This window comes from Flavobacterium sp. FlaQc-57 (genome assembly GCF_044007395.1).
Lineage (GTDB): Bacteria > Bacteroidota > Bacteroidia > Flavobacteriales > Flavobacteriaceae > Flavobacterium.
The window spans coordinates 1,118,873-1,141,454 of the sequence record NZ_JBIPDA010000002.1 but is presented as its reverse complement, the minus strand read 5'-3'; the positions used below and the strand labels follow the sequence as shown (position 1 = coordinate 1,141,454).

Annotated in this window: 11 protein-coding genes; 3 read left to right on the top strand and 8 right to left on the bottom strand. The window is 33.7% G+C overall.

The window, feature by feature from the left end:
- Window positions 1-91 precede the first annotated feature (91 nt).
- From ACHRVZ_RS10785 to ACHRVZ_RS10760, 6 genes are all read right to left on the bottom strand, one after another.
- Window positions 92-1,849: a cellulase family glycosylhydrolase gene (locus ACHRVZ_RS10785; protein ID WP_395422407.1), complete on the bottom strand. Its 1,758-nt coding sequence runs from the start codon at window positions 1,847-1,849 to the stop codon at window positions 92-94.
- 242 nt (window positions 1,850-2,091) lie between these two features.
- A complete protein-coding gene (locus ACHRVZ_RS10780) occupies window positions 2,092-3,567 on the bottom strand; it encodes a glycoside hydrolase family 30 beta sandwich domain-containing protein (RefSeq protein ID WP_395422406.1) in 1,476 nt (491 codons plus the stop codon).
- A 212-nt stretch (window positions 3,568-3,779) separates the two neighbouring features.
- On the bottom strand, window positions 3,780-5,234 hold the full coding sequence (locus ACHRVZ_RS10775) for a glycoside hydrolase family 30 beta sandwich domain-containing protein (RefSeq protein ID WP_395422405.1): 1,455 nt from the start codon (window positions 5,232-5,234) through the stop codon (window positions 3,780-3,782).
- Between the two features lie 151 nt (window positions 5,235-5,385).
- Window positions 5,386-6,264 carry a hypothetical protein gene (locus ACHRVZ_RS10770; RefSeq protein WP_395422403.1) on the bottom strand — a complete coding sequence of 293 codons (879 nt, stop codon included), beginning with the start codon at window positions 6,262-6,264 and terminating at the stop codon, window positions 5,386-5,388.
- A 28-nt stretch (window positions 6,265-6,292) separates the two neighbouring features.
- Complete coding sequence (locus tag ACHRVZ_RS10765) at window positions 6,293-7,804, bottom strand: RagB/SusD family nutrient uptake outer membrane protein (RefSeq protein ID WP_395422401.1); 1,512 nt, start codon at window positions 7,802-7,804, stop codon at window positions 6,293-6,295.
- A gap of 13 nt (window positions 7,805-7,817) precedes the next feature.
- Window positions 7,818-10,928, bottom strand: coding sequence for a SusC/RagA family TonB-linked outer membrane protein (locus ACHRVZ_RS10760; protein ID WP_395422400.1), 3,111 nt, complete (start codon window positions 10,926-10,928; stop codon window positions 7,818-7,820).
- Window positions 10,929-11,272: 344 nt separating this feature from the next.
- Here ACHRVZ_RS10760 and ACHRVZ_RS10755 point away from each other — a divergent pair, with 344 nt between their 5' ends.
- Window positions 11,273-14,143, top strand: a complete 2,871-nt coding sequence (locus tag ACHRVZ_RS10755) for a triple tyrosine motif-containing protein (protein ID WP_395422399.1) — start codon at window positions 11,273-11,275, stop codon at window positions 14,141-14,143.
- Between the two features lie 43 nt (window positions 14,144-14,186).
- On the opposite strand, the gene murF is transcribed toward ACHRVZ_RS10755, so the two are convergent.
- Together murF and gldJ are read right to left on the bottom strand one after the other, a co-directional pair.
- The gene (gene murF / locus ACHRVZ_RS10750; RefSeq protein ID WP_395422398.1) at window positions 14,187-15,473 is read right to left on the bottom strand and encodes a UDP-N-acetylmuramoyl-tripeptide--D-alanyl-D-alanine ligase; all 1,287 of its coding nucleotides are present in this window, start codon (window positions 15,471-15,473) and stop codon (window positions 14,187-14,189) included.
- 119 nt (window positions 15,474-15,592) lie between these two features.
- Window positions 15,593-17,278, bottom strand: coding sequence for a gliding motility lipoprotein GldJ (gldJ, locus tag ACHRVZ_RS10745; protein ID WP_395422396.1), 1,686 nt, complete (start codon window positions 17,276-17,278; stop codon window positions 15,593-15,595).
- Between the two features lie 213 nt (window positions 17,279-17,491).
- Between gldJ and porU the strand changes: the two genes are divergently transcribed.
- Complete coding sequence (porU, locus tag ACHRVZ_RS10740) at window positions 17,492-21,328, top strand: type IX secretion system sortase PorU (RefSeq protein ID WP_395422395.1); 3,837 nt, start codon at window positions 17,492-17,494, stop codon at window positions 21,326-21,328.
- Window positions 21,329-21,371: 43 nt separating this feature from the next.
- On the top strand, window positions 21,372-22,580 hold the full coding sequence (gene porV / locus ACHRVZ_RS10735) for a type IX secretion system outer membrane channel protein PorV (RefSeq protein ID WP_395422394.1): 1,209 nt from the start codon (window positions 21,372-21,374) through the stop codon (window positions 22,578-22,580).
- Window positions 22,581-22,582: the final 2 nt, after the last annotated feature.

Genomic DNA, 22,582 nt, shown 5'->3' with positions numbered 1-22,582 from the left:
CTGACGGGATTTTAAAGATTAAAATATAATCCAATAATAACCTTGTTGGTTCAATTCGTAAAAATCATTGAAATTTACAGAAGGTGTAATTCTATTTTTTTACACTTCCTTTTTTATTGTCTGAAAAATCTAAATAGTTCAGATTAAATCCTCCTTTATCAAAAACTACTTTGATTTTATTGGTTCCCTTATTCAATTCTACTCCCGATAAAACAATCGTTTTCCATTTCTCATTTCCGCCGGTTACCGGAAGTGTAATAGTTTCAGATTTTTTCCCGTTTTCTGTTTCTAAATGAAGTTTACCTTCTGATTTTTCACTTGAATAGCGAATTGAAACTTTATATGAATTTTGTTTTGCAACTTGGGTCGTAAACTGTAGCCATTCGCCATCATCAATAAAAGAAACCTGATAACCATTTGATCCTGCATCTTTGCAAGGTAAAATATCAACACCATCATTCCGCATAGTATTTCCTTTATTCCATTGTTCAAAATTTCCAGTTTCAACTCTGTAATTCACAAAATCTGTATCAGAATAAGCGTGTCCGTTTGTACCTAAATCATAGTGAGTTGCAGCAGTTTTACCCGGAACTGCATTTCTTTTATATGGTTTTGTATCGTTTGTTTGTACTTGCCTGAACATAGCATCAATAACATCAGGCTTAACGGTTAGGTTTTCCATTTTATAATTATCGGCTATTTTCATCAATGTTTTTTTGGCAAATTCAACTGATGGCTTTTGACCTCCATCTTTCCAATATGATAATAAAACATCGTATTCGGGGATTTTGGTTACAGAAGTTACGCCTGCAATATTTTCTATTTTTTTCATTGGCCAAAAACCCCATCCTATATTATTACTTTCCATTAATGTCAAGGCATCTTTGAACCAAACATTAGAATTCTCTCCACTTTCTCCCAACCAAATCGGAACGTTATATTGTGTTCTGTAATCCAACATTTTCTGAATGGATTCTTTGGTGTTGTAATTCCAATACTTATGAAAACTCAATGCCATGTTATCATCCCATAAAGGAAAAATTCCGTTGTAATTATTGCCCCAGCAATTCCCCTCAATAAAAATCAAATGGTTTGTATCGACTTCGCGAATGGCTTTTGTAACGCGAACCATTAAATCTCTCAAAGGTCCGTTTGAATTTTCATCGCAACCATTTTTGTTGGTTCCGGTAAAATTCCAATTGGGTTCATTGATAATGTCATAAGCTCCTATCCAAGGATTATCTCTATAACGAGAAGCTAGTTTTTTCCATAATGCAATCATTTTTTTCTGATTGGCTTCACTTTCCCAAAGAGATGGTTTTGTAGTATCGTAATCTGATATCGCAGCATCATTTCCCTGACCTCCTGGCGCAGCATGCAAATCTAAAATTAGATAGATTTTATTCTCGGTGCACCATTTCAGTAAATTATCTGTCATCGTAAATCCTTCTTCAATCCAGGTAATTTCTCCATTTTTTTCTTCTTGAATCGATGGTGTATATAAATTGTAATGCATTGGTAAACGAATCGAATTGAAACCCCATGCTGCAAGCGAATCTACGTCGCGTTTTGTGATTCCGTTTGCTTTGTAAGCTGCATAAAATTCTTTTGTTCCTTGCTCTCCAATAACTTTCTGAATTCTTTGTTTGATAACATATTGGGGACTTGCGAAAGGCTCTGTTTTAATCATATATCCTTCCTGAACCATCCAGCCGCCAAGACCAAGGCCTCTTAAGATTATGTTTTTTCCGTTTCCGTCAACAATTTTTTGCCCATCTCTATGTAAAAAACCTTGCCCAAAAGATACGATCGAAAGTAACAGTTGTAATGCTATAAGTGCTTTTTTCATCTGAAAACTCTATTAATTTTTAATTCTAAATTGTTCAATTTACCCTTTGTGTATAATTGTTTTAACACATAGAAACATAGTTTTTGTTTACTTAAAAAAGGCGTTTCACTTATTTAAAACGCATCCCGAAGCTTCGGGACTAGCTATGTAAAAAAAAATATATTTCTTTTTGTCTCCTTTTTTACACATAAAATCTATGTTTCAATGCGTTTAATATTTTTTTATGATTACGCCGAGTTCAATTATTTCCAAGTATAAGTTGCCACTGATCCACCATCTAATGATGTTGTAACCCATTTACCATTGAATTTGATATTGAAAATTTCATTTGCTGATCCGTCATTCTCAACAATTAATACTTTTGAACCAGATGGTGTGATAAAAGCAACATTTTGTAAATTCCCACCTGAATTACTATCAATTCTTATTGACCCAGCAGGAACAAATTTAGAAGCATGAGCAATAATATAATATGCAACATTTCGTTGAAAAGAATCACTTGTTGTTACTGTCAATGCCCCTTTACACATATTGCAACCTCCTGCTGTATGAGGTTCGAAAGCACCGTTATTGGCTAAATTCCACTCTAGTGCATTTTTACTGTAATTTCGCATCGAACCAATAATTACATTTCTAACATGCCATTTTAAATCACCTGCAAATTCACCTGCAGATGAGGTCCACTGTTCTGTGAAATACACATTTTTTGTTGGGTAAGAATTGTAAACATTTGATAGTGCACTAATATCTCCGGCGTATAAGTGAAAAGCTGAACCGTCTACGAAAGGAAATGCATCGGCATCTGCCAAAATTGCTTTTGGATAATTTGGATTATCACAATTATGATCGTAGGCAATGATTTTTGTGGTAATTCCTGCCGCTTTAAATGCAGGTCCTAAATTATTTTTTATAAAGTTAGTCTGCTCTAGAGCTGACATATACATACTTGGGTTATTTCCGTCATGCAAAGGTTCGTTTTGAGGTGTAATGGCATCAATTGTAATTCCTTCTGCTTTCATTTGCTGAATGTATTTTACAAAATATTTTGCATAAACATCATAATATTGAGTTTGTAATTTTCCTCCAATAAAGCTGTCTTTGTCTTTCATCCAAAGCGGTGCTGACCAAGGTGTTGCCAGAATCAAAATCTTTGGATTAATTGCTAGTATTTCTTTTAAAAGTGCAATTACTCCGGCTCTGTCTTTGTCTAAACTAAATTTCGCTAAAGCTAAATCGGTATCTCCCGTTGAAAGATCATTATAAGTAAAAGGAGATGTATTTAAATCTGATGCTCCAATACTGATTCTGAGATAACTTATTCCTATCGAATTTTCGCCAGAACCAAATAATTCCTGCAAAAGAGCGCTCTTTTTTAATGCATTTAACTGATTAATTACATCTGCGCTTCCACCTGTTAAAGTATATCCAAAACCATCTACGGTCTGGTATTTTTGAGAAGCATTTACTTCAATATTTGTGTATGTATTTGTGGTCGTGCCAAAGCCTAAAGTTCCTGTTTGTTTTGCTAACAAAACACTCTGATTACCTTTTGTCAACCAAAAATCAACATCGTTGGTTACGACAACGGGAGGAACTACAACTGGAGGGACAACAGGTGGCGGGTCTACTGTATCACTAGACGAAGAACATTTTGCCTGAGCAAAAACCGCTATTGCAAGAAACAATGCTTTTATAGTGTTTTTAAAATTTAGTTTCATTTTTATAGTTTTTAGTTAGTAGAGCAACTAGTTTACAGTGGTTTGAAACTTGTGCGCTGGTATAATTGCAGTGTGTGTTTTCTGAATCTACAACTATAGAAATTGTTAGTTTTATTTATTGTGATGTTGGCGTTTTTGGTTTGATTTTAATTTAAAACAAAGGAGGGTTAAAATGGATGATTCAAATTAACCCTCATATTTAACACTGAATATTAATAAACAAGTGTTTGTATTGCGTGCGCAGGAATTTTAACTGTTGTTTGTTCAGCAGCTATAATTAATTTATAGTTAACTTCTTTATCTGTTTGATTCATGACTATTGTTGCCATTGTACCATCTGTATTCAAAAATGAAGTACTTAACAACGCGCTTCTGCTTACTGCAGAGCTAACTCTTTTGGCATTTAAATGAATGAACTTTGAAAAATGTCCTATGTAATAATATGACGGTGTATAGATTAACTCGCCGGTAGTTGTATCAGCATGAATTGGTGCAAAACAAAAGTTACCAACATGGTTAGGTCCTCCGTTTTGATCTAAAAGGATGTTCCAATCTGTCCATCCGGCTGTTCCATTGTTAAAGTCGTTAATCATAGAAATTCCATATCTTTCGCCGTTACCCCAGAATTGGTATTTTGCAGCATCAAATTTTTCAACACAGCCTTCTGTAAACATTAATCCTTTATCAGGATATGTTTCGTTTACTTTGGCAACATTATCAAACATTGATGCACCTCCGGACCAGTTTTCATACCAGTGAAAACCCATTCCCCAAACATATTTTGAAGCTTCGGGGTCTGAATAAATTACGTTTGCTCTGTGATTCATTAAATCACGATTATGATCCCAGGCGATAATTTTTATATTCTGTAATTTTTCTTTTTTCAAAGTTGGTCCCAGAAAATTTTTAATAAAGTCTCTTTCCTCTTCGGCTGTATAAATACATGATTCCCATTTTTGAACTGCCATTGGTTCATTTTGAGTTGATGTTCCCCAAATTGGAATTCCCTCTTTCTCATAAGCTTTTATAAACTTGACATAAAAATTAGCCCAGCTTTGATAATATTCAGGTAATAATGTTCCTCCTTTTAATACATTTTTATTGCTTTTCATGAAAGCATTTGGAGACCACGGAGCTGCATATGTAGTTAATTTTCCACCTGCAGTTTGTATTGCTTTTTTAATTAATGGAATACGATATTGTCTATCATGATCAATAGAAAACGTTTTTAAATCTTTATCGCCTTCTTCAATATAAGAATAGCTTCCACTGCTAAAATCAGAACTTTGTATCGTGGTTCTTAGCAATGAATAGCCTATACCTTTTTGTTTATCATAATAAGCGTTTAAAAATTCTGTTTGTTTTTCTTTCGAAAGTTTAGCAAATATTTCGGCACTCGCATCTGTAATAGCTCCTCCAATTCCCATGAAATTTTGAAACTTTTTAGATGGTTCTACAAAAACTGAAGTTTCGATTTCCAGTGGCTGTTTAGCTGCCGAAAAAGTTAAATTATCTGTAGCCGTTAATCTCAAATTCGAATTCTCGGCTGTTGTATAAACCTTTACTTTTTTTCCATTGGTCGTAAATTCTTTTTTTGCTTTGGGTTGTTGGGCAAGAGCCGTTAACGAAAACAAAAAAAAGAGAACTTTAAAACTATTTTTTCTCATTCTTTCCTTATTATTTTAAATTCTAAATTGACGTTCTTAGAGAAACTCTTCTTCAATAAAAACATTTTTTGAAAGCTTAAAGGATTTAAAAATAGCCCATACTCATAGTGATTATGGGCTATTTACAACCAAACTTAAACTTAACTTAAACTTATTTTGCTCGCATTTCGATTCTTCCTACTGTAATTCCGTCTTTAGTAAAAGTATTTCCTCCACAACGAATCAGTAAATAAATTTTACCTGTTGTATCGAATTTTACTACATTAGAAACTGACGCTGTTGCATCATTTTTAACACATCCTACGATAGATAATCTTCCTAAAAATGCGCTCTTAGCACAACCGTCCCAAGTACTTAAACCCATTACTTTGTTGTCTTTGTACTCTACACCAAGTTCAGGCATTGATTTACCTGCGTAAACTTCAAGCCATGTCTCATCAGAACCACTTGCAGATGAAACAAGCATATCAATTGTATATTCTTTATCTTTTACAACATCAATTGCCTGATAAATACCTTCCTGAGCCCATCCTCCAGGAGAACGAAGTGTTGCACTTCCTGGTTTAAAATCCCAAAAAGCTGCTCCGGTTGCACTTAGTTTTAATATGGTCCATTTTGCAACATCATTTGCGTCATTAAAGAAACCTCCTTTTACTAAATTTGGTTTACTTGGATCAGATTGCGCTACTACTATATCTTGCGAAACTTCTTGTGTAAAACCTCCGGCTGCAATAGCTGTATGTGTAACGGTGTATTTACCTGCATCCGGCAATACAATTTTTTCAACCATTTTTCCCATATACGGGCCATATCCAATATCCCATTTAGATGAAATAACTCCCTTAGCTTGCGCTGTTAAAATGTACGTATTGACTTCCCCCGCCACGGGAGTTATGGTAAATGAAGGATCGACGCTTGTAGCTGTTAAACCATTACCATTACCAACTTCGTCGTCGCAACTCGTTAATGTTCCTAATGCTAATGCCAGCATTAAAAAAACTCCTCTTTTTAAATTTATATTTAGGTTCATTATTTTTATTTTTTTGGTTTGTAAATGGTTATTCGTAATTAGGATTTTGTTTCAATTTAGTTCCTTTTAATTCTACAAAAGGTATTGGAAAAATCTCATCAGTACCAGCGTTAAATCCTCTGTCAGCTAATGCTGCTGCTGCGTCACCCCATCTTACTAAGTCAAAAAACCTATGACCTTCACCTGCAAGCTCCATTCTTCTTTCGTTTTTAATAGCGGCCAATGTTACAGGAACTGGTGTTAAACCAACTCTGTTTCTAACTGCATCTAGCAATGCCTGTGCTCTTGGTCCTGAACCTAATGCTTCGGCTTCCATTAAATAAGTATCAGCAAGTCTGATGATATATGAATTTTGTCTGTAGTTTAACTCTGCAGCTCCACCACCAGTACGAACATCTGATTGTCTTGGAAGATATTTGTTCAAGAAATATCCTGTATCTTGATAAGCCGGAATATAATTGGCCTTTCCTGCTGCTTTTAATGCTTTCATATCAAGAATCGTAGCTCCAAATCTTGGATCTGTTTTGATTGCATCATATAATTTTTGAGTTGGAACACTGAAAGCCCATCCTGAAGGAAGATCTGGCGCTGTAGAATTTTCCGGTCTGGTATAACCTCTAGGTCCAACCATAACGTTTAATGAGTTTCCTTCGTCTTTTCCAGTTCCCCAAAATGACCAATCAGAGTTACCTGCACTTGTGTGAGATACTTCGATTAATGATTCGGCATTGAATTTATTAGATGTAACCCATAAATCACTATAGCTAGGTAATAATTTGTTTCCATATTGATTTGGTTGTCCGGGAGTTCCGTTTACCTGAGCAAGAATTGCAGCTGCCTCAGTTTTTTTCCCTTCAAATAAATAAACTTTCCCTAATAATGCCTGAGCTGCAACTTTTGTCAGACGCCCAGACTCAGTTGCAACATCAACAGTTGTTGGCAAAGCTGGAATGGCTTCTAACAAATCTTTTTCAATTTGAGCATATATTGCTTCTGGAGTTGCTTGTTCAACTGTTGCAATTGTTGCTGTTGTTAATGGCTCCAGAATTAACGGAATGTTTTTAAACATTCTAACTAAGTTAAAATAGTACAAGGCACGTAACGATTTAGATTCGGCCGTGAATCTAACTTTTAATGCATCTGACATATCTACGTTAGCCATGTTTGATAATAAAACATTTGCTCTATAAACACCTTGATAATGATCGTTCCAATAGCTACCCGGAATTATTACTGAAGTTAGCGAGTGCGTCGAGAAATTTTGAATTCCTGCACCATCAGATGCTCCACCACCACCAGCATAAAAATCATCTGAACCAGCGTTTAACATTGCTACCATGTTTTCGAAACCACCAGTATTTTTTCTGATAGGGTCATAAACTCCAACAAGTGCAGCAGTTGCTTGTTGCTCATTTTTATAATAACTCGTTGAAAGAAAAGATCCTTTTGGCTCAATAGTTACAAAATCTTCAGAACAAGATCCTCCTAAAGCAGCCATTGCAATTGCAATGTATATATATTTAAATTTTATATTTTTCATGATTCTTTATGTATTAAAATTGTAAGTTAGCTCCAAGCATAAAAGATTTTGCTTGTGGATAGATACCTTTATCTACACCAAATACTTGACCTCCAATTTCAGGATCATATCCAGTGTATTTAGTAAAAGTGAATAAATTTTCTCCTGTAACATAGAAACGGATCTTATCTGCACCAACTTTAGATGATAAGTTAAGAGGAAGTGTATATCCTAATTGAACAATTTTTAAACGTACATAATCTCCGCTTTCAAGGTAAAAATCAGACATTTTACTGAAATTTCCATTTCCATCGTTATTTGCTAGTCTAGGATAATCATTTGAAGTTCCTTCTCCAGTCCAACGATTTAAAACTTCAGTTTGATAGTTGGCATTCAAGATATCCAATCTGCGTAATCCCTGAAAAATTTTGCTTCCGGCCGCTCCTTGAGCAAATGCCATAAAATCGAAATTTTTATAATCTAAATTCACTGTTAAACCAAAAGTATATTTTGGAATACTAGTTCCTAAAAATTGCTTATCATCATCAGAAATAGCGCCATCTCCATTATTATCTACCCAACGGAAATCTCCAGGCTTAGCATCAGGTTGAATCATACCTCCAGCTGCATTTTTATATGAAGCAATTTCAGCTTGATTTTGAAAAATTCCAGCGGTTTTGTAACCAAAGAATTCATTATAAGAATGTCCAACCTGAGTTCTTGTAACCGGTCCCATAGATTGGAAACTAGCATCTCCAATAATATAATCATTATCCTTCCCTACATAAGTAACTTCATTTTTTAAGTAAGCCACGTTTCCGTTAACTCCTAAATTAAACTCACCTAATCTTTTCTTGTATCCCAATTCAAATTCTAAACCACTGTTATTCATATTAGCAATGTTAGCCCATGGTTGTTCAGCAACTCCAACGTATCCAGGAATAACAACTTTTCTTAAAATACCTGTTGTTGTTTTTTTATAATAATCAATAGTAAGGTTGAAATCATTGAAAAGTTTAGCATCAAAACCAAAACTTGTTTGAGCAGTTTCTTCCCATTTCAAATCAGGATTATCAAGCGTTAAATTTGCATAACCGGTTGTGATAGCTCCAGTGTTTCCAAAAGAATAGTTATAACCTCCACTTACTAATGATAAATATCTAAAATCATCTAAATTATCATTACCTACAACTCCATAACCTCCACGGAATTTTATCGTATTAACTACATTGTTTTCTTTCCAGAAACCTTCTTTAGAAAGTACCCAACCTAAAGAGAATGAAGGGAAAACTCCAAATTTATTATTTGCTCCAAAACGAGTCGATCCATCACGACGAATTACTCCAGTAACAAGATATTTCTCTTTGTAATCGTAATTTAAACGGCTAAATAATGAAGTAACTTTGTGTTGAATGTAGTCGTCAGTAGCACTTGTTCTATCAGATTGTGGAATATCAAAATCAAATGAAGCGTCTTTATAGTTCGTGATTGGTAAACCAAACATAGTATTTGTAGTTTCTCCACCAATATTTTCAACATAAGATCCTTGTCCTACTAACACACTAATGTTATGATCACCAAATTTATTGGCATAAGTAAGAACGTTCTCAACATTCCAGTTAAATGCTTTTCTATTAATTTGATAATAGCTGTTTTTCAATGTACTTACGTTCGAACTTAAAAAGTTCACCGGAGTAAATCCTTGTTCTCCCCAATAAGAAATTTTACCTCCAAGAGTAGATCTAATTTTTAAATGATCAGTAATGTTTGCTTCAAGATAAGCATTCCCTACAAAATCATCAGACCAATTGTACCTTCCTAATCTTGTCTGAACATATCCTAAAGGGTTTGTCATTTCCTGCCCTACAACGCTCGAAATTCCGTAAGGATTTCCATTTGCGTCACGCATTACCGGATTTGTCGAATATGGAGCAGCGTTTGCAACTGCAGGATCAGTAACTACTAAAGGTGTAGTTGGATCTAAGTTGATTGCAGAACTTAAAGGCCCTCCAAATTCACTGTTTTTATTTCCAATATCTAATGTTTTTTGTCTAGCAAAACCAAAAGTTTGTCCAAAAGTAAAATACTTAGATATTTTGTGTGTAGAGTTTAAACGAAAGCTCTTTTTAGTATAATTAGAGATATCACTTGTTACAATACCTTGTTGATCCTGAAGACCAAAAGAAGCATAAAAAGTAGAAAACTCTCCTCCACCACTAATACTAAGTTCGTGAGAATATCTATAAGCTTGGTCATTAAAAATAGCATCTTGCCAATTTGTACCTGCGCCTAAGGCATTAGGATTTGGATATCTAATTGCTCCACCATCAGCTACTGCTTTTTCATTCATGATCGTAGCATACTGTGTAGAATTTAGTAGATTTAATTTTTTTGCAGGAGAAGAAACTCCTGAAAAACCAGTGTAGTTAACTGTTATTTTTCCAGATTTCCCTTTTTTAGTTGTAACCAAAATTACCCCAGTTGCAGCACGTGTTCCGTAGATTGCAGCAGATGCAGCATCTTTAAGAACCTCAATAGACTCAATGTCTGACTGATTTAAGAAACCAATTGCTCCTGCATCAACTACGTTACCATCAATTACCCAAAGCGGATTGTTACCACCGTCTCCAAAAGTAGTTATACCACGAATACGAATCGTAGAAGGTGCACCAGGCTGTCCTGAACTTGATGCAATAGTTACACCGGCAACTCTACCTTGAAGTGCTTGTTCTACGCGTCCGTTTGGTACTTTTTCAAGATCAGCTGCTTTTACGCTAGAGATTGCTCCTGTGACTACAGCTTTCTTTTGAGTACCATATCCTACTACCACAACCTCACTCAATGATTGTGATTCAGGTTTTAATTGAATTGTAATTTTTGTTCTTCCATTTACAGCTTCTGTAACTGTTGCGTATCCAATAAAAGTAACCGTCAAAATACCATTTGAAGGTACTTGAATTTGGAATTTCCCATCAAAATCTGATGCAGTCGACTTTGTAGTACCTTTTAATACAATAGATGCACCTGGAACTGGCATTCCACTTTCATCATTTATTATCCCATTTACTGTGACATCCTGAGCCACAGCTATAACCGAGAATAACAAAGACGAAATACAAAAAATAAGTAATTTTGTTAATTTCATTTTTCTAAAAATTTTGGTTAATTAATTAGTAATTCAATGCAATAGTAATGTTAATTTTTTACTATCTACAATTAAAATTCATTACAAAAACACATCAAACTAAATTTAAAGACATTACAAAAACACATCATTTTTTTTATAAATAACTATAAACCAACAATATAAAAACTTTTTTTTAGATGTTATGGAAATGTTAATTATAAAAATAAACACTACATTGTATAAGAATGCTTATTTTTATTAAAAATTAGCTTAACTACATCGAAATAGAAGAAGCAACACGAAAATAAATCACTAATAATCAACTGATTAAAACCAAACTCAAGAGATAAACCAAAAAAATTATGAAATTGAGAAAATCATATTTTATTATTACTTTTTTTACACTATTCACAATCACATTTTTTGGCCAAGTTAAAAATATTGGCGTTCCAGATGTAAGAAATTACAAACGAAACGAATACAAAGGAGGAACCCAGAACTGGAATATAGGACAAGACAAAAATGGAAATCTATATTTTGCAAATAACAATGGACTTTTACAATTTGATGGCTCTTCGTGGCGAAAGTATCCTTTACCAAATTTAACCTCTGTTCGATGCTTAAAAATTGATGATTCCGGAAAAATCTATGTTGGAGGCTACAATGAATTTGGATATTTTCAGCCTGATACAAAGGGGAGATTAAAATATACCTCATTAGCAAAAAAAGTAGATAACAAAAAAATCAAAATCATCGATTTTATCTGGAAAATTCACACTCTGAACAATCAAGTGATTTTCCAGTCTTTTGCAAGAGCATATATATTTAAAGACGGAAAACTATCTATACTAAAAGCACCTAAACGCTTTCAATTTTCATTTATCGTAAACAACAAACTTTATTTTCAAGATGTAGAAAAAGGCATCTTAGAATTCAGAAATGGTAAATTATACAGCCTACCTAACACGACGAGTTTAAACAATACCGAAATTTGGGGAATGTATATGTTAGCCAAAAACAAGATGCTGATTATAACATTAGAAAAAGGTTTATTTGTATATGAAAACAATACTGTTAAACCCTGGGATACAGAAGCCAACGTTTTTCTTAAAAAAAACAACTCTTTAGGAGGCGCTGTAATAAACAAAAATTCAATAGTTTTTAATTCAGTTTTGGACGGAATCATTATTTCTGACTTTAATGGAAAAATAATTCAACATATAAATAGAAAAAAAGGGCTGCAAAACAATACTGTTTTATCCTCATTTATAGACAACAAAAACAATCTCTGGCTTGGTCTTGATAATGGTATTGCTTATATAAATGAAAACTCGCCTTTTACTTATTTTGGTTTTAGCTACGACATTAGCACTGTATACGCATCTGTTATTCATGATGGAAATTTATATGTCGCAACCAATCAGGGAGTTTTTTATCATGCCTGGAATAATAATTTTAAGGAAGATGTATTTAAACTCGTAGAAGGAACAACTGCTCAATCTTGGAATGTTCAGGTAGTAGACAACGAACTAATTTGCTCTAATAACCGAGGTGCCTTAGTAATAAAAGGAGGGCGAGTTACACATATTATAGATTCGAAAGGATATTTTGGACTCAAAAAAATCCCAAGTCATCCCGGCTTTTTTATCGGCTCTAATTATGATGGATTTGCAATTTTTCAAAAAACACCAAGCGGTTTAATTTTTATAAATCAAGTAAATGGGTTTGACAAATCGTCTAATAGTTTTGAACTTGATGAGTCATATTTTTGGCTTAAAAAAGACGAATCTATCTACAGAATGCAACTTAGTGATGACTTGACAAATTTTTCAGTGATCAAAAAAATAAATCAATTATCTCCAAATTATAAAAACATAGGCAGTATCCAGAAGATTGACGGAAAAATATATTTTCAAACTAATAATCATTTCTATAAATTCTCAAAAGAGCAGGATCTGTTTTACGAAGACAAAAACATGTCTAATTTATTTAAAAACATACCAACTATAAGTGCCTTAAGCCAAGATTCTCAATCGAATTTATGGTACGCATTTGATGAGTCTCTCGGAGTTTTAATGAAGCAAAATAATCGTTACAAAAATATCGTTGCTCCATTTTCAAACCTCACAGGCAATTTGGTTAGCAATTATTTATCCGTAAATACGATCGATTCGAAAAACATTTTCATCGGTTTAACTGACGGTTTGGCTCATTACGATTCAGAACTGCTAAATAATTTTGTAACAAAACCAAAAGCTTTCATTCGTAGTTTTTCATTTCCAGGCGACACTATTGTTTTAGGAAACAACCAAACTAAATCAGAAAGTATTCGCATTCCATATTCGTCAAATCATGTTCGGTTTACATTTTCGTCACCAACTTATGAAAATCTTGAAAATGTTCAATTCTCTTATCAATTAGAACCCTTTGATGATAAATGGAGCAATTGGTCAACGATTTCGATTAAAGAATATACAAACCTAAGAGAAGGCGATTATACAATGAAAGTAAAAGTTAGAAACAGCTACGGAATTCAATCTGAACCGGCTGTACTTTCTTTTACTATTTCACCGCCATGGTACCGACATTTTCTAGCGTTCATGCTTTATTTTATATTAATTGTAATAGGTATTTATATAATTTCAAATCAGATAAAAATGAAGATTAGGAAGAATAAATACTATGAAACTATCGAACAAAGAAGACTATATCTTGAAAAAGAATCAAAAATAAGACAAGAACAATATGATCTTGAAAAAGAAATTGAAAAACTAAAAAATGACAAACTACAAATAAAAATCCTTGCAAAGGATAAAGAACTAGTTAACAACTCTTTGCAAGTTGTAAAAAAGAACAAAATCCTGAACGGAATCATTCACAAACTAAAAGAAATAGATGTTGAAGCGCTTGATGATTCGACAAAATTTCAAGTCAGTAAATTAAACAAGAGTATTGTAAAAGAAGTAAACACAGATAAAAGTTGGAAAGACTTAGAAAAGCATATTAAAAACGTACATTTTGAATTCTTAAAACGACTGAAAGAAAAATACCCAACTATTTCTCCAAGAGAACTTGATTTGGCGACTTATTTATTAATGAATATGTCTACTAAGGAAATTGCCGAAATCATGAATATATCGACCGGAGGTGTTGAATTGGCAAGATATCGCTTAAGGAAGAAACTAGGTCTTAACAAAAAGGAAAACTTAATAGGCTTTTTAATGAGCGTTTAAGTAAAAGTAAAAAGCCATTTGACGTATCAAATGGCTTTTCTATTTATAAAATATATTCTAAAGATCGTTCTAGTGCCATTCCTCTGGAGCCTTTTATTAGAATTTTGCTTTCATTAAAATGAATCGTTTTAAGATGAGCTGAAAAAGCGTCAAAAGTCTCATAAAAATGGAGATTCTCTGCAGAAACTTTATTCTCATAAAATGCCTTTCCAATCAAGTAACAAACAGAATCTGTTTGATTTGATAAAGAGTCTACAATTATTTTATGCTCTTGCGCGCTTTCCTGACCTAACTCAAACATATCTCCCAAAATCATGATTTTATTCTGACCTTCTAATTGCAAGAAATTAGTAATCGCAACTGCCATACTACTAGGGTTTGCATTGTAAGCATCTAAAATAATCTCATTAGATCCTTTTTTCAACAACTGAGACCTGTTATTCTCTGGTATATAATGCTCAATTGCATTTTTTATATCGGTTTCATCAACTTTAAAATAATATCCCATTGCGACTGCCGCATTGATGTTATTAGCGTTATAAAGTCCTATTAAATGAGATGCTACACTAAAATTATCATATTCTATTACTACAAATGGATTTGCTTTAATACTATTTATTCTAATGTCTGCATTATCATTATTAACTCCAAAAGTAAATGATTTAATTCCCTTCGATTTTTCGATCTGAATTGAGTCTTCAAGATTTACAAAAGCCAATTTATTATTTTTGGCAAGATATTGATACATCTCACTTTTACCTTCAATTACACCTTCAACACCACCAAAACCTTCTAAATGTGCCTTTCCAAAATTAGTTATATAACCAAAATCAGGCTGCGCTATTTCGCACAAAAACTCAATTTCTTTTTTGTGGTTTGCTCCCATTTCAACGATTCCAATTTCTGTTTCTTTTGTAAAAGACAACAAAGTTAAGGGAACCCCGATATGATTATTTAAATTTCCAACTGTAGCTTTCGTTTTGTACTTTTTAGACAAAACAACATTTATAAGCTCTTTTGTTGTTGTTTTTCCATTACTTCCTGTTAAGGCTACTATTGGCAATTTCAAATAAGCACGATGAAGTTTTGCTAATTCCTGCAACGTTTCTAAACTGTTTTTGACAAGAATAGTTCTCTCATCAATAACATAAGATGCGTTATCAATAATAACAAACAAAGCGCCTAATTCTAATGCTGAAGCAGCAAAAGTATTTGCATCAAAATTTTCGCCTTTTATAGCAAAAAACATGGAATCCTTTTCAATTTTTCTTGTATCAATTGAAACTGATTTACATTGTAAAAACAAATTATGAATGTCCTGAATATTCATTTACAAATTTTTTTTATGGATCATAAAAGTAGAAAAAAACAACAAAAAAATTCCAAATTCCATACTGAAATATTCAGCTTTTGGAATTTGGAATTTTTTTATATTGAAATTTCTAAAACTTAATTTCTTGGTGATTTTCTTTTTTCAGATTTTGCACCTACTCTAGACATTGCACATCTAAATCCGATGTAATCAGTTGCCATATCCTGAGGGAAATATCTTCTTTGAGCCGGATCTAACCAATAGGCTCTATCTCTCCAAGAACCACCTTTGTAAACTCTTACATTATCGTCGATTAACGTTGTACGTTTACTAGAGTTGTCATATTTTCTAACCATTTGACCTAAACTATCTGTAGTTACATTATGTTTAGGAGAGTTGTACATTGCCTGATCAGCTTTAGATCCTGCTTCAGAATCTCCAAAGTCAAAATATTTAGATGATTGTTTATCACCGTCTCTATAGTTGATATTGTCACTTGTTGTGAAGTTTTGTCTTAAGTAAGTTTCATTTTCGTCAACTGGAACCTGAGCAATTTCTCCTGGCAAGTTTGTCGCAACTTTTTTACCGTTACTTAAAGTTTTGTACTGAATATTATCTTTAGTAATAATTTCAATTTTACCGTCTTTACCAATTTTGTTTTTAGCATATTGATTTCCTCTAAAATAGTTGAAATCATTTGCTTCATTATCAATAATAGGTCTGTAAACGTCAGCAACCCATTCGGCTACGTTTCCAGCCATATCATATAATCCAAAATCATTGGCAGCATAGCTTTTCACAGCATTTGTAATATCTGCTCCATCATCAGACCAACCTGCAATTCCACCGTAATCACCGTTTCCTTGTTTAAAGTTAGCCAATTGGTCTCCTTTATTTTTACGTTTTGAAGAACGAGTATAATCTCCAGACCAAGGATATTTCTTTTGTCCTTTGTAAATATTATATTCTCTTTGTCCAACATCAGCTGCAGCTGCATATTCCCATTCTGCCTCAGTAGGAAGTCTGTATTCTGGCAAGATAATTCCAGAAGAACGTTGTGCATACACATTTTTCTCTTCAGGTAGTACACCATCTTTTCCAGCTTTTGGTTTTCTTCCGTTTGGATTTACTTTTAAAACTAATTCTTCATTACCACCATAGGTTGTAGATGGAGATGCTAAGTAAGCCTCTGTATTAAATAAACTTTCAGCACTAACATCTTGCGTTTTAGCACCTTTTTTAATGTATCTGTTTTTTTCTAAAACCGCTTCGTTTACACGATCAGTTCTCCATTTACTAAATTCAACAGCTTGAATCCAGTTAACTCCTACTACAGGATAATTTGCATATGAAGGATGTCTTAAGTAATTGTTAGTCATCGTTTCATTATATCCTAAACGATTTCTCCAAACTAAAGTATCAGGAGATGCTCCTTCGTAAATGTTTTTGTAATTTTCTTCTGTTGGTGGAAAAACTTTCTTTAACCACTCTAGGTATTCTAAGTACATACCGTTTGTAACTTCAGTTTCATCCATATAGAAAGACTGAACGTGCTGTTGAGTTGGTGTGTTATTCCAATCATGCATAACATCATCCTGTACTTTACCCATAGTAAATGTACCTCCTTCAACAAAAACTAAACCAGGACCGGCCTGTTGTTTTTTCCCTGCATTTCTAGCAGCAGTTCCATTCTGACTATCTACATCCCAACCAGTTGCTCTGGAAGCGTGACTGGAACTCGATTTTTTGCTACAACTAGCCGTGCCCAACATCAATACCATTGACATCATTAATTGCAAGACTACAATTTTGTTTACTTTCATACTCATTCTTAGGTGATAAATTTAGGTGCTGCAATATAATAATTAACATTTAATTAGCAACATCTGTTCTAATAATTTTATTTAGCTGTTTTTTACCAGAAAATAACCTATAGTTACGAACGCAAAAATATACTTTTTATTATTTACTATAACATGAAATACTATATTTTTACTTACTAAAATATTTTTAATTCAAAACCATTTTACACACCAATGAAACGAACCTTACTCCTATATCTTTTTTTAATTCCAATTATCTCATTTTCCCAGATAAACGGGAGCTTTACGTTAGATTGGCAAAACAAAAAAGAGATTGGTTTTGGCGATTCAAAAATACAAATCCCGTATTTTTCCGGAAGTAGTTTTCGTTATGATACTACTAAAAAAAACATAACGTTGTTACTCCATTTGAATGAATCAAGTTCTTCTAACAATAATTCTGTACAAATTACAAACGTCGTGTACGAATCCATTTCAGCCAATGAATTAGGAGACTTAACGCTATCAAACATTCCTTTAAAACCAAACGAAACCTTAAAAACAACAACCTCACGAGATATTAAGCAGACTTTTTTATCTTTATCACCTATTATAAAGGAAGGAAATAGCTTTAAACGGATAAGATCTTTTTCGTACTCCACAACTGCTTCAACATCAAAAAACAGCAACTCCTCTTCTTTTCAAAAATCTAATTCTATCTATAATTCAGTTTTAGCATCTGGAGATTGGTACCGTTTTTATATTGAGAAATCAGGTGTTTATAAACTTTCAAAATCATTTTTGCAAAGTTTAGGATTCGATCCCGGAAAAGTAGACCCAAGAAGAATCAAAATTTACGGAAACGGAGGAAGAATGCTTCCTTTGGCCAATAGCACTTATTATCCAGAGGATTTAACTGAAAATGCAATTCAAATTTCAGGAGAAAGTGACGGTGTTTTCAATAATGAAGACTATATTCTTTTTTATGCCGAAGGAGTAGAAAACTGGAGCAAAGAAAGCCTCACAAATATTAATTTATACGACACGAAATCATACTACTATATTACAGTTACAGGCAATGACGGAAAACGAATTTCGAACTTAAACCAGCCAACAGGCAACATCACTTTAGAATTAAACACTTTTGACGACTATCAATTCCATGAAATTGACAAAACAAACATTGCTCACCTAGGACGTCAATGGTATGGCGAATCATTTGATATCACTCAAGAACAAGAATTCACATTTAGCTTCCCAAATATAGAAGCTACAACTCCTGTTAAAATACAGATAAATGCGGCGGCGGCGGCCTATACCCCTACTTCGTTTGCTGTCTCCACTAACGGCCAAAATATAGGAAACCTAAACTTTAAAGCATTATCAGCTAACTCAGATACTAAATTTGATACTTTAAGCTCTCCTTTTAAGAGTACGTTTACCGGAACAGAAAGCATAAAAATAAAACTTACTTACAACAACAATGGCGTTCCCGGATCAAAAGGATATCTGGATTACATTAATTTAATTGCCAAAAGAAAATTACTAGGTACAGGAAAGCAATTTAAATTTCAATATGACTTAGGCGGCTCAACAGCCGGAATTGTAAATTACACTATAGGAAACGCCACAAGCATTTCTCAAATTTGGGATGTTACAGACCTATATAATGTATCAAAAATTGAAAACACAAATCAGGCAAGTTTTAGCTTTAAAGCTTCACTAGGAGAAATTAGAAAATATATAGCAATCGATCCTAATGATTATTTTACTCCTTTAAAAGAAAGTCAGCCAAAAATTGCAAATCAAAACTTAAAAGGAACAATTTTCAAAAATATCCAAAATAGTTTTCAAGATATAGATTACGTAATTGTCGCTCCTAAATTTTTAGTTTCTCAAGCTGAAAAACTAGCCGGTTTTCATCGTACTCATTCAAACTTAAATGTAAAAGTGATTGCACTGGAGAATATCTATCAGGAATTCTCATCAGGAAAGCAAGATATAGCAGCAATTCGAAATTTCATCAGATACATATACGACAACGCATCTGCACCTGAGAAAAGAATCCGATTTTTGAATTTGTTTGGAGATGCTTCTTTTGACTATAAAAATCGAATTTCAAATAATGACAACATTGTACCTATATATCATGCCCTAAGAAGTAATACTGTAGGCGAAGCTTCGTTTGCATCAGATGATTTTTACGGACGTATGGATCCTGATGAAGGAAATGACATTACTTTTTTTGGAGGAATTGATATTGCAGTAGGGAGAATGTTAATTTCTGACAACGCTCAAGCAGAAGAACTCGTAAATAAAGTTTTACAATACCAAGATACTAAATCGTACGGAAACTGGAGAAACAACCTCGTTTTAATTAGTGACGATTCTGATAAAATCTCAGATGCCAGTTTACAAGCACGTCAAAACAGTTTAGCCGATCTTATTGCTTCCAAAAAACCTTTTTTCAATGTAGACAAAATCATTTTAGACTCCTATACTCAGGAAGCTTCGGCAGGAGGATCAAGATATCCAAAAGCCAGAACCGATTTTTTTAATGCTTTTGAAAAAGGAGCTTTAGTCTTTAACTATCTTGGCCACGGTGGCGAGGATGGCTTGGCAAGTGAGAGAATTTGGGAAAAATCAGACGGACAAAATCTAAACAATCAATACAAATATCCATTATTCATAACAATTACTTGCGAATTTTCAAGATTCGACGACCCAACACGACCAACTGCGGGAGAATACATTTTCTGGAATCCAAAAGGCGGTGCAATTTCAATGTTAACAACCATTCGCGAAATAGGCCAACCTAATGCTGAAGATTTTAACGACGTTCTGAATAAAAATTTATTCTCGTACGAATCAAACCAATATTCTGCCATTTCTGAATCACTTAGAATTTCGAAAAACGAAAACCCAAGCTCCGCCAGTAATGTTATTTTTTATATTGGAGATCCTGCTTTAATGCTGGCGATTCCAAAACCCAGAATTAATTTAACAAAAGTAAATGACGTTGTGATTTCTCAGCCAATTTCAGATTTTAAATCCTTGGCAAAAATTAAAATATCAGGCGAAATCACAGATGAAAACAATACAATCTTAAGCAATTACAACGGAGAACTTTCGACTGCAATTTTCGACAAATTAATAACAACCTCCACTTTAAACAACGACGGATATAGCCCTGCAATGTCATTCAAAATCCTTGGAGAAACCATCTTTAGAGGAAATGCATCAGTAACCAATGGTCAATTCGAATTTAGTTTTGTTGTACCAAGAGACATCCGTATTCCTGTTGATTATGGCAGAATTAGCTTTTATGCTAAAAAAAATCAGCTTTTAGAAAATCAATCCGGCTACAATACTTCTATAAAAATAGGTGGAATAAACGAAAATGCACCGCAGGACAATATAAGTCCAAAAGTTAAGTTATATATGAACGACGAGACATTTGTTTCCGGCGGAATCACAAACGAATCACCATTTTTACTGGCGTTTCTTGAAGATGAAAACGGAATTAATACAGCAAGCGGAATCGGACATGACATTGTAGCTATTCTGGACGGAGATGTTAGTAATCCATATGTTTTAAATGATTACTACCAGACAAAACTAGACGATTATACTAACGGAAATTTACGCTTTCCGCTAAGAAATTTAGCTCCCGGAATGCACACAATAAGTTTTACCGCATGGGATGTTTACAATAATCCTGTAACGAGTGAAATACAATTTATAGTTGTTGGAGATGAATCATTAACACTAACGCACGTTCTTAATTACCCCAATCCCTTTTCTACTTACACACAATTTTGGTTCTCGCACAATAGACCTTACGAACCTCTTGATGTGCAAGTTCAGGTCATGACTATAACCGGAAAAGTGGTCTGGACAAAAAATCAGGTTATTACAACAGAAGGTTTTTTATCGAGAGAAATAACCTGGGATGGAAAAGATGACTTTGGAGACCGAATAGGAAAAGGTGTTTATATTTACAAGCTCACTGTTAGGTCTAATTTAACAAATAAAAAAGCAGAAAAATATGAGAAGCTTGTCATCTTATAATAATATATATATTTGTACCACAAAAAAAACCCTCTATCTATAAATGAAAAAAATATCACTACTATTAATTTGTTTATTAATAATTTCATTTGCGAAAGCTCAAACTATTGAAAGACCAATTACTACCGGAGTTCCATTTTTATTAGTTGCAGCAGATGCCAGAGCAGCTGGTCTAGCAGATCAAGGTGTCGCAACATCAGCAGATGCCTACTCACAGCAATGGAACCCAGCAAAATATGCCTTTTCAGTTGACAAACAAGGTTTCTCAATTAGCTATACTCCTTACTTAATAGACTTAGCTAATGACATCTCACTTGGACAAGTTACCTATTACAACAAAATCAATGAAAAAAGTGCCTTCGCAGGAAGCCTTCGCTATTTTGGTTTTGGAGGAATCGAACTAAGACAAACAGGAGATCCAAGCGAAATACCAAGAGAAGTAAGCCCAAATGAATTTGCATTAGACGGATCTTACTCGTTGAAATTGAGCGAAACATTCTCGATGGCAGTTGCAGGAAGATACATCCGCTCTAATTTAAAAATCGCTTCTGAAGATGTCGACGCTTCAGCATCTGGTTCTTTCGCTGTAGATGTTGCAGGATTTTATCAATCAGAAGAAATCGCCTACTCTGACTTTAACGGAAGATGGAGAGCTGGTTTCAATGTTCAAAATATAGGCCAAAAAATAAGCTACGATAACGACGACATTAGCTCTAACTTTTTACCGGCAAATCTAAGATTAGGTGGAGGTTTTGATTTTATTTTAGACGATTACAATAAAGTAGCAGTGAGTTTAGAATTCACTAAACTTCTAGTTCCAACTCCTCCGGGACCAGGAACTCCTGTAGACGCTAACGGAGATGGCGATTTTACAGATCCGGGAGATATTTCGCAAGAACAGGCAGATGCCTCAAACTACAAAAGCTATAAAGATATAGGTTGGGTTTCAGGAATTTTTAAATCTTTTGGAGATGCTCCAGGCGGATTTAGCGAAGAATTAAAAGAAATCACTTATAGTTTAGGAGCAGAATACATGTACCAGGACTCCTTTGCATTACGCGCAGGATATTTTCATGAAAGCCCTATGAAAGGAGCAAGACAATTCTTCTCTTTAGGAGCAGGATTTAAATACAATGTCGTAAAAATCGATGTTTCGTATTTATTTTCAACATCAAAAGTTAAAAATCCGTTAGAAAATACACTTCGTTTTTCTTTAACCTTTAACTTTGGTGACAAATACGAAGTTTATTAAAC